Source organism: Bifidobacterium sp. WCA-178-WT-4B (genome assembly GCF_009696495.1).
Taxonomy (GTDB): domain Bacteria; phylum Actinomycetota; class Actinomycetes; order Actinomycetales; family Bifidobacteriaceae; genus Bifidobacterium; species Bifidobacterium infantis.
In genome coordinates, this window is the sequence record NZ_VULV01000001.1 from 372358 (window position 1) to 386236 (window position 13879).

The 13879-nt window shown below is 61.3% G+C and carries 10 protein-coding genes; 6 read left to right on the forward strand and 4 right to left on the reverse strand.

The annotated features are described in order from the left end of the window. Positions 1-49 precede the first annotated feature (49 nt). A complete protein-coding gene (locus tag FYJ31_RS01675; protein ID WP_154535783.1) occupies positions 50-565 on the forward strand; it encodes a PTS sugar transporter subunit IIA in 516 nt (171 codons plus the stop codon). On the opposite strand, the gene FYJ31_RS01680 is transcribed toward FYJ31_RS01675, so the two are convergent. Then, entirely contained in the window at positions 558-773 is a 216-nt protein-coding gene (locus FYJ31_RS01680) for a substrate-binding domain-containing protein (RefSeq protein WP_154535784.1), read from the reverse strand. The two genes, FYJ31_RS01675 and FYJ31_RS01680, sit on opposite strands and share 8 nt — an antisense overlap. 160 nt (positions 774-933) lie before the next feature. Between FYJ31_RS01680 and FYJ31_RS01685 the strand changes: the two genes are divergently transcribed. Then, the gene (locus tag FYJ31_RS01685; protein ID WP_154535785.1) at positions 934-3921 is read left to right on the forward strand and encodes a cation-translocating P-type ATPase; all 2988 of its coding nucleotides are present in this window, start codon (positions 934-936) and stop codon (positions 3919-3921) included. 236 nt (positions 3922-4157) lie between these two features. On the opposite strand, the gene FYJ31_RS01690 is transcribed toward FYJ31_RS01685, so the two are convergent. Continuing rightward, positions 4158-5738 (reverse strand): FIVAR domain-containing protein, encoded by a 1581-nt coding sequence (locus FYJ31_RS01690; RefSeq protein WP_154535786.1) that lies wholly within the window; start codon positions 5736-5738, stop codon positions 4158-4160. 62 nt (positions 5739-5800) lie between these two features. Further along, entirely contained in the window at positions 5801-6382 is a 582-nt protein-coding gene (gene dcd / locus FYJ31_RS01695) for a dCTP deaminase (RefSeq protein WP_007051821.1), read from the reverse strand. Positions 6383-6738: 356 nt separating this feature from the next. Here dcd and FYJ31_RS01700 point away from each other — a divergent pair, with 356 nt between their 5' ends. Continuing rightward, on the forward strand, positions 6739-7605 hold the full coding sequence (locus FYJ31_RS01700; RefSeq protein ID WP_154535787.1) for a hypothetical protein: 867 nt from the start codon (positions 6739-6741) through the stop codon (positions 7603-7605). 118 nt (positions 7606-7723) lie between these two features. After that, complete coding sequence (locus tag FYJ31_RS01705) at positions 7724-8482, forward strand: alpha/beta hydrolase (RefSeq protein ID WP_032743474.1); 759 nt, start codon at positions 7724-7726, stop codon at positions 8480-8482. A gap of 193 nt (positions 8483-8675) precedes the next feature. Here FYJ31_RS01705 and FYJ31_RS01715 read toward each other — a convergent pair whose 3' ends face one another. Next, positions 8676-10748 carry a cation:proton antiporter gene (locus FYJ31_RS01715; RefSeq protein ID WP_154535788.1) on the reverse strand — a complete coding sequence of 691 codons (2073 nt, stop codon included), beginning with the start codon at positions 10746-10748 and terminating at the stop codon, positions 8676-8678. A gap of 125 nt (positions 10749-10873) precedes the next feature. Here FYJ31_RS01715 and tadA point away from each other — a divergent pair, with 125 nt between their 5' ends. Continuing rightward, positions 10874-11323, forward strand: coding sequence for a tRNA adenosine(34) deaminase TadA (gene tadA / locus FYJ31_RS01720; protein ID WP_007051825.1), 450 nt, complete (start codon positions 10874-10876; stop codon positions 11321-11323). A gap of 119 nt (positions 11324-11442) precedes the next feature. Next, entirely contained in the window at positions 11443-13749 is a 2307-nt protein-coding gene (locus FYJ31_RS01725; protein WP_154535789.1) for an alpha-galactosidase, read from the forward strand. Positions 13750-13879: the final 130 nt, after the last annotated feature.

Sequence of the window (13879 nt, forward strand, 5' to 3'; positions counted from 1 at the left end):
GTCACGCAACCGTCCGTTATCGTCCATCATTGATTTTCAAGGAGTCATTATGGGATTGTTCTCCGGTTTGTTCCACAACAGCGATGAGACGTCGCCCGCCCCCGCCGCCGCGACCTCGGTTCTCGCCCCATGCGACGGTGTGTGGGAGTCCATCGAGAAGGTGCCCGACGATACGTTCGCTGCCAGGATTCTGGGTGATGGGTTCGGCGTGGTGCCGTCCTCCGGACTGGTCGTCGCCCCTGTTTCCGGAACGGTGACCACCGTGGCCGATGCCAAACACGCCGTGGGCATCACCACTCCGGGCGGCGTCGAGGTGCTGGTGCATATCGGCGTCGATACCGTGCAGCTCAAGGGTGCGCCTTTCACGATGCTGGTGAGTGCCGGGCAGACGGTCGCGGCCGGCGATCCCATCGAGAAGGTCGATCTCGATGCGGTCAAGGCCGCGGGCAAAGCCACCGACGTCATCGTGGTGTTCACCAATCCGGCCAGCATCGCCGCTCTGGATCTTACCGGTTCCGGTACGGTGGCCGTCGGCGCGCAAGTGGGCGCCCTCACCGTCAGATAAACCGATTCGAGCTCGAGACGCGCACGATGAGTTCCGGCGGCAACGAGATGTGCGTGGGATTCCCGGGCCCGATTTCGATGAGACGCAAGACCTCGGTGACGATACGCGCGTACGGCGGACGCACCGAGGTCAGGGCGGGCAGCGCGGCCGCAGCGATGGACGAGTCGTTGTACCGCTCGACGATGTCCGCGCCCAGCTCGCCCGTCATGGCTTGACCAGTGTGCCGCCGGGTTATGGAATAATGGCATCGTACGCATCGGCTGCAATTGCGTCGATGCCCATAACCGCGCAGTCCTGCGCCGCCCGGGAGAGACAACCCGGTGCCGGCGCGAGGCTGACTACTCCGCGGCGATACCAAGGAGAACACCATGGATGATCGTAACGATCAATCCGCAAAGTCCGCGACCGCAACGAACGGGGTCGTGGAATCGGAAGAAGTGCGCGCACAGGAAGCGTTATTGGGGGATGCCGATCCGAGTCTGACCAGCGCCGACGACGTGGCCAAAGCCCTGAACGTCGACCCATCCCACGGCCTGAGCGAGGAAGAAGCCAAGCGCCGACTGGCCAAATTCGGCCCGAACGAGCTCGCCAGCGCCCCGCCCGTACCGAAATGGAAGAAATTCCTGGCCCAATTCCAGGATCCGCTGGTCTACCTGCTGATCGCGGCCACTATTATCTCGGTGATCGCTTGGTTCATCGAAAAAGCCAATGCGCAGCCCGGCGCGGAAGGCGGCGAGGCGCTTCCGTTCGACGCCATCGTGATCATCTTGATCCTGATTGTCAATGCTGTGCTCGGCTACATGCAAGAAGCCAAGGCCGAGGCGGCCGTCGAAGCGCTCGCACAAATGACGGCCCCGCAGACCTCGGTGCTGCGCGATGGCAAGGTCATGCGCATCAACACCGCCGACGTGGTTCCCGGCGACATCATCGTCCTTGCGGAAGGCGATTCGGTCTCCGCTGATGGCCGACTGGTCAACGCGGCCAGCCTGCGCATCGCCGAGGCTTCACTGACCGGCGAATCCGTGCCGGTTGGCAAGAAGCCGGACACACTCACCGAGGCCAAGGCGCTGGGCGACCGCGCCAACATGATTTTCAACGGTACTTCCGTGACGCAAGGCACCGGCCGCGCAATCGTGACCGGCACCGGTATGAATACGCAGGTCGGCAAGATCGCCGACATGCTCTCCGCCACAGAGGACGAGAAAACCCCGTTGCAGAAGGAGATGGATTACGTCTCCAAGATCCTCGGCATTGCGGTGTGCGTCATCGCCGTCGTGGTGCTGGTGGCGCTCGCCGTGCTGGAAGGCTTCAACGACGTCCATGACGTGATTGATTCCTTGCTGCTGGCCGTCTCGCTTGCCGTAGCCGCCGTGCCGGAAGGTTTGGCCGCCATTCTGACCGTGGTGCTGGCGCTTGGCGTGCAGCGCATGGCGGCCCACAACGCGATCGTCAAGAAGCTGCATTCGGTGGAAACCCTGGGATCCGCTTCCGTGATCTGCTCGGATAAGACCGGCACGCTGACCCGCAACGAGATGACCGTGGAACGTGTGGTCACCCCGTCCGGCGAAGTGCAGATCACCGGCACCGGCTATGCACCCGAAGGGCGTATGGTACTGGCCGGCGGCGTCGATCCCGAGTCCGAGCAGGCCCGGATCATGGCCGATGAGGTCGTCGCCACGCTTGTGGCCGGCACGCTTGCGAACGACGGTGAACTGCGTGAGGAGAACGGCCGCTGGGAGATCGTGGGCGACCCCACCGAAGTCTCGCTTATCGTGGCCGCCCGCAAGGTCAAGGCCGATCGCAAGATCACGCGATACACGCGCGTGGGCGAGATCCCGTTCACTTCGGAGCGCAAGCGCATGTCCATCATCGCCAAGGACAGCGCCGATGCCGACAATCTCACCGTGTTCGCCAAGGGTGCGCCGGACGTGCTGTTGAGCTACTGCTCGCGTATCCGCGTGGGCGGACAGGTCCGCAAACTCACCGAAGGCGACCGTCAGTCGATTCTCGCCGCCGTCGAACGTCTTTCCTCCGAGGCGTATCGCACGCTCGGTGAGGCGTGCCGTCCGCTGGAGACCAGCGTCTTGGCCGATGTTCCCGGTGTGAGCGTCAACGCCGCGGGCCAGGTGTCCGACATCGCCGATCAGGCCGAGGCCATCGAAACCGATCTTATCTGGAACGGCATGGTCGCCATCATCGATCCGCCGCGTACCGAGGTGCGTGATTCCGTGGCCGAGGCCCATCGTGCGGGCATCCGTACGGTGATGATCACGGGCGATCATCCGCTGACCGCCGCCCGCATAGCCTCCGATCTTGGCATCATCGCCAAGGACGGTCAGGCGTTGACCGGCGACCAGCTTGATCGCCTGCCCGACGAGGCCGCGTTCGACAAGGCCACCGCCGAAGTGTCCGTGTATGCGCGTGTGGCGCCCGAGCATAAGCTCAGGATCGTCGAATCCTTGCAGCGGCAAGGCAATATCGTGGCCATGACCGGTGACGGCGTGAACGACGCGCCGGCCGTCAAGTCCGCGGATATCGGCGTGGCCATGGGCATCACCGGCACCGAGGTGACCAAGCAGAGCGCCAAGATGATTCTGGCGGACGACAACTTCTCCACGATCGTGGCCGCCGTACGCGAGGGTCGCGTGATCTTCGACAACATCCGCAAGTTCTTGCGCTACCTGCTGAGCTCCAATGTGGGCGAGGTGTTCACCGTGTTTCTTGGCGTGGTGTTTGCCGGCTTCCTCGGCATCCGCCAGCCGGAGACCGTGGGTGTCACGGTGCCGTTGCTCGCCACCCAGCTGTTGTGGATCAACCTGCTGACCGATGCCGCTCCGGCGTTGGCCATGGGCGTCGATCCTCAGACCGATGATGTGATGGGCCGCAAACCCCGCAAGATGACGGATCGTGTGATCGATGCTTCGATGTGGGGCGACATCATCTTCGTCGGCGTCATCATGGCGGTAGTTACGTTGATTGGCATGGATATGCACTTGTCCGGCGGCTTGTTCACCGACCGTTCGGTGGAGGCCATCGGCCATGAGGCGCAGATGACCGAGGCCCGTACGATGGGCTTCACGATTCTGGTGTTCGCCCAGTTGTTCAACGCGCTTGCCTCCCGTTCGCATCTGCAGTCCGCGTTCGTGGGATTGTTCTCCAATGCGTGGCTCTGGGGGGCGATTGGTTTGTCCGTGGTGCTGCAGCTTGCGGTGATTTATGTGCCGTTCCTCAATGGCCCGTTCGGCACCGTGGCGCTGAGCCCGATGGCGTGGGTGGAGTGCATCTGCTTGGCCGCAATCGTGCTGCTCGCCTCCGAGCTGCGCAAGATTGTGCTACGCGCGATGGCCAAGCGTTAAGCCATCGCAATAGCCCTGATTGTGGGCATATAGCAGTGGGCCGGGCTCTGGTGTTCAGGGCCCGGCCCACTGCTATATCCAAACGGCTCCTCATGGGGCGGTAATTATCCCATGGGGCGGTGATTTCCTCATGGGGCGGTCGCTGAAAACGGCATTATTCCGCGAAAAAGGAAAATGCGCTAACCGCCCCATGGGGAAGTTACCGCCCCATGGGAAACGGGAGAACGCTGCAGACCTCAGTTGTGGCTGCCGTCGGGGCCGTCAGTAGAGGTGGACCCGTCTTGAGACTTCTGCTGTGCCTGCTGCTTGGCCTTCTGCTGTGCCTCTTGGTCGGCCTTCCGCTGAGCCTCTTCCTGAGCTTGCTTGGCGGCATCTGCCTGCTGCTTGGCCTGCATCGAGGCGGTGATGTCGGACTCGGCTTTCTGCAGTTTAGAAATCGCATTGTTGACGTCGGATTCGGACGGACTGGTCCCGTTCATCACCGTATTGGCCTCGGTGATGGCGTTTTGCAGCGCGGTGCGGGTGTTTTCATCGGCCACACTGCCCGCGGAATTATCCAGCGTGCCCTGCGCCTGCGAAATAGCCGAGCTCAGGTTCGATTTCAGTGTGTCGGTATCGGCCGTCGCCTTTGAAGTGTTAACGGCCTTGATCGCATTGTTGATGGCATCCGTCTTGTCAGCCATGTCGCTGGCATCATTCTGCAGCTCTTTAATGTGAGACTTCAACTCAGTGGCGTTGAGGCTGGAATCGCACTTGGCGGTGTCAGCCGGGTTGCCGGCGTCTTGCAACGCCTGATTCAGCGTGGTGAGCGTATTGGCATCGGCCACATCACTGGTGGATATTTGCGCGCTGGTTTGGCCATTGGATATGGCGGTGGTGAGCTTCTTCTGCGCATTCGTGTACTGCTTGGCCGCTACCTTGCACTCGGCCAATGCCACGGCTTGGCTCGCCTTACTGCTGTCGGAATGCCACCAGAGCAGGCCGGCGACAACCAGCGCTATCACGGCGACTACCGCTACGGCAATGCCGACGATTTTGAGGGTGTTCTTTTTGCCGCTACCGCCGTGACGAGGCTCGGCGCCATCGGAATCGTCCTCATCGGAGACCTGAGCCAACGGAATGGAGGGAGGCATCACAGCAGGCTGAGCCTGTGCCGAAGCGGCCAGGGCGGCCGGTTGGAACACCTGTGTGGCTGCGGCATCATCGGCAGACGCTACTTGCGTTGCAGGCATGGCAACGGTCTCACCGGATACGGTGGATGATGCGCCGTATGCCTGTGTGGCCGCAGCTGAATCAGGTTGGAACACCTGTGTTGCTTCGGCATCTACCGCAGGCTGCTCGGCCTGACTGGGCTGGAACGCTTGTGTCGCGGCGTTTGAAGCTGCCGAAACAGGCGATGTCGCCGGTGCCGCTGGTGCTGCTGGTGTCACCGGCGCTGTCGGTTCCACCGGGCGGAAGCTTTGCGTCGCCTGATCCCAAACGTATTGCTGCTGGCCGGGCGCAGCGGCGATTGGTGTTTCGGATACTGCTGGCTGTGTGGCTGCCGCCGGCTGTGGTGCTTGTGCGGCAACCGCAGCCGGGAATTGCGGCGAGAACGGTTGCGTCATGGCCTGATCGATGGGCTGCGTCGGCTGTGCAAACTGCGTCGGCTGCACAGACTGCACAGACTGCGGGAACTGCAGAGCCGGTGTGGCCTGTGCCGTGGGCTCCGTGCTATATGCTGCCGTCTCTTGCCCGGGAATCGGAGGAACCGTTGGCCTGACCGGCTTTTCGTGCTGCTGGAAGTCGAACTGGAACCCACCATCGCTGTTGGTCATGACATCTCCTTGGGATTAAGCAAATGGCCGGCATCCGCCGGCCGAATGGTACGTCGCAACGCTCAGTCGTCGATGTGCGCGCGGTAGAAATTCTCGTAGGAACGGCTCGGCGTCGGACCCCGCTGGCCCTGATAATGCGAGCCGGTGCCCTTGGAGCCATAAGGGTGCTCAGCGGGCGAGCTCAGCTGGAAGAAGCACATCTGGCCGATTTTCATGCCAGGCCATAGTTTGACCGGCAGCGTCGACACATTAGACAGCTCAAGCGTAATATGCCCCTCGAAACCGGGGTCAATGAAGCCCGCAGTCGAATGGGTCAGAATACCCAATCGACCCAGTGAGCTCTTGCCTTCCAAGCGGGCGGCAATGGACGGGTCCAACTTGACGTATTCCCACGTGGAACCCAGTGCGAACTCGCCGGGGTGCAAAATCCACGGTTCGTCGGGAGCCACCTCGAACTGTTCGGTAAGTGCGCCTTGGTTTTCCGCCGGATCGACATAGGTGTAGGCGTGGTTATTGAACAAACGGAAGTACCGATCCAGTCGTACGTCGATGGAGGCGGGCTGCACCATTTCGGGGGTCCACGGATCAAGTGAGATATGACCTGCGGACTGTGCGGCGAGAATGTCGCGGTCGGACAGCAGCATGTGAAAAAACTCCTTGGGCAAATAAATACTGCCTTCAAGTCTAGCGCCTTGGGCGGAAACATGAGAGGCTCCTCACGCTTCCGCGGTCCATCAATCGCAAGTATTCTCAGGTTTTTTTCAGAGAAACTTAGAGGTAGACCCAGAAAGCAGTGGTTATATAAAAGATGTCAGCGGAAAGCTGATCAGGAGCCGCAGCAGTTCCCGACAATTGAATCCCCTTTCTTCTTCTCTCTCCTTTCTCTCCCCGGCGGGCAACCGCCGGGGTTCTTTTTTTGCCCTGAATCATTCCCCCGAATGACCGCCATTCCCAAGCCATAGCGGTACACTGGCTGTGTAATCGGCAGGAAGGGGCACCGATGGCGCGCAACGATGAGGACTACGATTTCTTCGGCGATGGTCAGTATGACGATTCGCGCAGATCACGTCGCGCACAGAATCGACGCCCATCCAGGCGGAATGCCGGCCGGCGATTCGCCGCTACAAAAGCCAGCAGCCCAACGTCGATGTTGTGCCGCAGACTTGCCGTTGTCAGCGGACTGCTAGCCGTCGTGGTATCGGCCACCTCGGCGGTTCATGAAATCGCGCCTTACGCCATTTCCTTTATGACGGCAGTGCCAGGACGATACATTGCGTTGACGGCGGCGGTGCTTATCGGCATCACCCTGATTCTGGTCATCGCTGCGCGAGCTACCATGCCTCGGTACGCCACTCACGGGGGAGTGGGTGCGGGCGGCATCATCGCACTGGTGTGCGCCATAGTTTGCTTGGTTATCGGCGTGGCCATGGGCGTATTGTTCCCGGAAGGACTGATTCAGCAGTCGAACGACAAGGCACCCGTCGAAGATACCGCACAGATGGAGCAAGGCATAGAACAAGCTGCTGGCGCGTGCAAAGAAGGATGGCAGGGGCTTGATACGGGCGGTTTGCCAGGCATCACCACCGTACAGATGTGCACTGATCCGAGAGTGGCCTTCGTGTCCTTTGAATCGGAATCGTCCGCAGCCATCAGCCGGGCACCTATCGAAAGCAAGATTTCCGAACTGCTGAGCCAATACGCTGATAATGAGCAAACGAAAGGTGATTGGCGATTGCTGAGCGGCAAACGTTGGATGGTGTTCGGCGAGGCCAGCAAGATGACCGCACTGCAGCAGCAGTGGGGCGGCGAACTTGAGACAATCACCGCAGCCGCAGACACCGCAGCCGCAAACAGCGGTAACGCCTGATAGATTGCCGGTATCCCTTGGAAAGTCCCAAGGCGAGTCGGCGCGGATTACCCAATGTGATTGAAATCATGGTCCATCGTTTTTCGCACAGCGCGCAAGACCTCTATATTGGATTGGTATGAGCAAAGAAGCGAATGCCAGCCAGCCCCTGATCGGCCGCGAATCCACCACTGTACCCGGACGTTTTGGCGAGCCACTCACCGTGGAACACAGCGTCACCTCGCGCGGCGGCTTCGACCAGCATGCCACGCATCCGCTGTTCCTGTGCCTGCATGGATGGGGATCCAGCGAAGAAGACATGGCGGACATCATGCGCCTCATCGCTCCATATAACGATTTCGTGGCATTGCGCGGGCCGCTGACACTCGCGTCGGCCCGTGAGGGCAGTCCCGACCCCGGCAACTACGCGTGGTTCCACGATGCCCTGCCTATCGGCGATGATCGTGACTACGACGCGTATGCCGCCGCCACAGCAGTCGACCGATGGGTGGCCGACAACATTCCCGCCGACCGTGACGTGGTGCCGCTTGGGTTTTCACAAGGTGGGCTGGTCGCCGTGCATTTGTTGCGTATCAATCCCGAGCGGTACCGGGCCGTCGTCTCCCTGTCCGGCTTCAATACACCCGGTCAGGTGCCCGGCACGGCCCCCGCCGACTCTCGCCTGGCCGATTACGATATCCCCGTGTTCTATACGTACGGCAAGAACGATGGCGTAATCCCGAAATACGAACTGTTCGCCACCGCCGCTTGGCTGGAAGAGCATACGTGGCTGAAGACCAAGAGCTACCACGGTCTGGATCACAATGTGAGTCTTGAGGAGTTCGCCGATTTGCGCCAGTGGCTACTTGACAACGACATTACTTCTGGCGTGCTGTAGTCAGCCGCCGTCACTGGAATTGGCGCGGCCGTCGCAGCAATCGGACATCGAGGGCGCTTGTGGCTGACTCGGTCATAGACTGTTCTCCCATGGGCGAAGTGAGCACTGCAAGCACTACTGCACATACTGAAGAGAATCACACGGAAATAGCAATCCCCAACTTGGCTCCCCTCAGAGAAGGGAGCCAAGGAAACTAGATGCCGGAATCAGCATCGACCTGCATAACGTAGATGTTGCGCCTCAGGGAGCGGGCTTGGGTTCGGTTGATGTCGCCGGCTTCGTACATGTCCTGAATCACACCGAGTTCGATGCCGTAGCTCTCGCGCTTTACGTCCTCGACCTGCGTGATGGTTTCCGTAGTGCCGCTCATATTCGGACGTGCCTGCAATGAAGCCGCCGCGCGACGATAATCCAGCAACAGCGCCGAACAATGCTCGGTGTTGTACGTATCCTGGCCCATCTCGTCAATAAGCTGGCCGATAACATGATGAATCGCCTCGACCTGCAGTTCGCGGGTGCGCGCGAAAATCCGATCCTCGCTCACCAATGGCGTGGTATGGCGAATCTTGGACACCGTGCGTTTGGCGTAGTTGCTCATCTGCCGCTGGAACATGCGTAAGCGACCGCGAATCTGCGATACCGCATGCCCCGAAGTAGGATCAGTGGAAGTGTGACGCAGCGTATTCATAATCTGGTCAAGCATGCGCTCGCAGGCTTCGACGTTCAGCTCTTGCGTGGCCGTATCCGCCGCTGGATGCGCCTTGGTGTCGGCAAGCCGGTCGCGCACGAATTCCTTTTCCCAATGCAGCGCTTCGATCTGCAATTGCTCGAATCCCTGAGGATCGGTATCGCCGATGCGCTGCTGCAATCGCCCGATGCGTTTGGTGTACTGGTCGATTACCATCAGAATCGCACGGCGATTCTCTGGCGTGATGCGTCCGGTCAGTTCCTCCACGGTGGCGCGTAACACATCGATGGTCACCGGAATCATCTCGGCGACCGGGTCCTTGCCGTGGTTCGGTGCAAGCAAAGGCAGCAAGAAATTGGCCAGCATCAGCGTCACGACGATGACGCCCGATGCGATGAAGATCAACTCGTTGCGCATGGGGAACGGCGCGCCCCCGGCGAGATAATACGGGATGGTGAACATCAGCGACAGGGTGATGGTGCCTTTGGGTCCGCCGAAGGTCATGACCGTCGCGGACCGCCAACGTTCGGGGGTCATCTTGCGCCGTCGCCGTGTATGCACGTCGCGCGCCACGCGCAGCATGGCCACTATCCAGAAGAACCGCAGTGCGATTACCACCAGAGTGACCAGCAGAATAATGCCGATCAGCACGGTATTGCTGATATACGGGTCAGACCAGCTGGCCCTCATGGCGCGCGGCAGCTGCATGCCCAGAAGAATGAACACCGCACCGTTGAGCGAGAAACTCAGCACACCCCATACTGAAGTGGAAACGATATTCGTACGTGCCACATTCGGCCCCACGCCGGTACGGTCGAATCGGATGAACAGGCCAGCGGCCACCACCGACAGAATGCCGGACACATTGAATTCCTCCGCGCCCAAATACAGCAGGAAGGGCAGGAACAGTTCCATCAGAATACGTGTGGTGGTGGTTTCCCAACCGAGGGATCGCACGGTCTCGAATAGCCAGTTGGCCGCTGCTGCTATCACCAGGCCAAATAAGGTGCCGCCAAAGAAGGAGATCACGAATTCGCCGGCGGCCTGCCCCACGGCGAATTCGCCAGTGAAGGCGGCGGCCAGAGCGAACTGGAAGCCGACGATGCCGGAAGCGTCATTGAAGAGTGATTCGCCTTTCAGCACGCTGCGCTGACGCTGCGTCAGCGAGGCTTCTTTACCTAGGGAGCTGACGGCCACCGCATCGGTCGGGCCGAGTGCCGCGCCGAGTGCTAAGGCTGAGGCTAAGGTGATGGACGGCCAGACGGCATGCAAAGTGAATCCGACCGCCGCCATCGTGACGATAGCCAGTCCGATAGCCAGCGATAGGCTCAGATCCAGCGTTTTCAGCAACGCCGACTTATCGATTTCGTGCGCTTCCAGATACAGCAGCGGCGCGATAAACAGCACCATGAACAGTTCCGGGTCGAGCGTTGCATCCGGGAAAAACGGCAGATACGTAACCAGCACGCCCAGCACAATCTGGACCAGCGGTGTGGAAACCTTCGGTACGAAGCGACTGGCAAACGAGCTCACCACCACCGCCGCAATGATGCATAGGATGAGCTCAAATACCGCCATGTTGCCGCCTTCTCCCTTAAATTTTTCTCCACCAAAAGTATATGGGAACCATGAAGAAAACGTTAAGCTTGCGGCCGATTATGCACATCATGAGACGATATGAGAAAAGGCATACACTCGTTGGTATGGAATATGACGAGGCGATGCGCCGCGCACTGGAACTGGCCGGTCAGGCTGCAGCCGCTGGTGACGTACCGGTTGGTGCGGTGGTGCTGGATGCGGCCGGCCAGATTGTCGGGCGCGGATACAACACGCGTGAGGCTGATGGTGACCCGCTTGCCCACGCCGAAATCATCGCCATGCGTCAGGCGGCCCAAGCCTTGGGCGCCTGGAATCTCGCCGATTGCACGCTGGCCGTCACACTTGAGCCGTGCCCGATGTGCGCGGGTGCCTGCATCCAGACCCATATCGGCACCATCGCGTTCGGTGCCTGGGATCCCAAGCTCGGTGCATGCGGTTCGATTTGGGATATTCCGCGCGATCCGCATATCGGCCATAGTCCTGAAGTGCACGGCGGCGTGTTGGAAGGCGAGTGTCAGTCCATCCTGACTGATTTCTTCGCCCAGCGGCGATAGACACGGACGCATTACTTACCTCACGCAACCAACACGCGGCACCAAGGCAACATATTCCATTTCTTCTACCATCGAAACCAGTAGTGCAATGCCAATCCACACACGTCGAAGGAGACAATATGGCCGAGAACACCTCGACTTTCACCGGTGCCGCCGCTGACGGTACCGCACTCACCGCCGTCTACCTGACCCAGCCCGCCGCCAATGTGGCGATCGGTCTGGTGTTTGCCGGCAGCGACCTGCCGCGCATCGTCCACTGGGGTCGCCCGCTGGCCAAGCCCGACACCCTGCTGGCCGCCTATGACGCCCTGAAGCCGCAGCGCGTGTCCGGCGCGCTCGACGACACCGTCTGGCCGTCCATCCTGCCCACCCAGGCCGAAAGCTGGATCGGCGAGCAACGCGTGGTGCTGCGCCGCGCCGGCGTCGAGCTCTTCCCCAAGTTCACCGTGACCAACATCGAGACCGGCGGCGTGCTGGAAGCCACCCTCGATGCCGTGTCCGGCGAAAGCTACACCGATGTGGCCGGCCATGCCCGTGCCACCGGTCCGGTCCGCGTGCCCGGCGTCATAGTCACCGCGCGCGATGAGGAGCAGGGCGTGGAAGTCGAATGGCACCTTGAACTGCTCCCCGGCGGCCTGGTCCGTCAGAAGGCCACCGTAACCAACCTGTTCGGTGCAGACGCCGGAGCCCCGCTCGAGATCGGCAAGATCGAGCTCGGCTTCCCGCTGCCCGAATCCGCCGGCGAAATCCTCACCACCACCGGTCACCATCTACGTGAACGCAGTCCGCAGCGCCAGCCGCTGACCGTCGGCCGTTTCGAAAAGCCGCAGCTCGCCGGCCGCCCTGACTTCGACGCATCCCTGCTCCTGACCGCCGGCGTGCCCGGTTTCGGCTTCGAGCATGGCGACGCCTATTCGGTGCACGTGGGCTGGAGCGGCAACTCCGTGCTGTCCGCCGAACGTCTGCCCTACACGACCGGCGTGATCGGCGGCGGCGAACTCCTGTTCGGCGGCGAAGTGACGCTCGCTGGCCCTGGCGAAGGCCAGAACTCCTACGACACCCCGTGGCTGTTCGGCTCCTATGGCGATGGCCTCAATGAGATCGCCGCCCGATTCCACTCCTACGTGCGCTCCCTGCATCCGCGCCTGTTCTCGCACGGCCGTCCGGTGATCCTCAACACGTGGGAAGCCGTGTACTTCGACCACAACTTCGATACGCTGAAGGCGCTCGCCGACAAGGCCGCCGACTCCGGCGTGGAACGATTCGTGGTGGATGACGGCTGGTTCGGTTCCCGCCGCGACGACACCTCCGGCCTCGGTGACTGGCAGATTGCGCAGGACGTCTGGCCCGATGGCCCGAAGTCCCTGAAGGCGCTCGCCGACTACGTGCACGCCAAGGGTATGGAATTCGGCTTGTGGTTCGAGCCGGAAATGGTCAACCCCGATTCCGATGTGGCCCGTAACCACCCTGATTGGATTCTCTCGCCCACCGCTGGCCGACTGCCGCTGCAGGGCCGCACTCAGCAGGTGCTCGATCTGACCAATCCGGATGCGTTCGACTACATCTACGGCTGCATGGACCAGCTTGTCGGCGAGCTTGGTATCGACTACATCAAGTGGGACCACAACAAGCTCGTCACCGAGCCCGGTTCCCGCCGCTCCGGCCGCCCGGCCGTGCACGCGCAGACCCTTGCCGTCTACAACATCTTCAAGGGCCTCAAGACCGCACATCCGGGCCTTGAGATCGAAAGCTGCTCCTCTGGTGGCGGCCGCGTGGATCTTGGCATCCTGGAGCACGCCGATCGTATCTGGGTCTCCGACTGCGTGGACCCGGTCGAGCGCGCGGACATCCAGCGCTACACCTCGCTGCTGGTGCCGCCGGCGATGATGGGCGAGCACGTGGGCGCCAGCCCCGCACACTCCACCCAGCGCGCCACCAGCCAGGAACTGCGCATGGCCATGGCGTTCTTCGGTCACATGGGCATCGAATGGAACCTGTTGAAGGAGCCGGACGAGGCGCTCGCCAAGCTGGCCGTGTGGGTGGCCGAATTCAAGAAGCACCGCGACTGGTTCGCCATCGACACCTGCGTGCACGCCGACTCCAACGATCCGGCCGTGCGTCTGGACGGTATGGTGATGCCGAACCGTGACGCCGCCATCTACCGCTTCACCCAGCTGACCACCAGCCAGACCTATCCGGCCGCGCCCGTGCATCTGCCCGGACTTGACCCCGAGCGCACCTACCGTGTCAGCCCGCTTGACCCGAGCTTGGATTTGACCGGTCTGACCAACGGCCAGAGCACTCTCGGCTGGTGGAACGAGGAAGGCGTAGTCCTGACCGGCGAAGCCCTGCAGCGCTACGGCATTCGTCCCCCGTCCCTCCACCCCCAGCAGGCAGTATTGCTCAAGGCTGTGGCGTTAAGCTGACAGCCTAGTAGGCTGTCAGTAGCCGCGGCCTGAGCGAAGCGACAGCTGAGCGAAGGTGGGATTGAGCCTTGCCGATAGGCAAGTCCGTAATTGCTGGTCGTGGCGGAGTAACTGTGGCGAAGCAACGTTC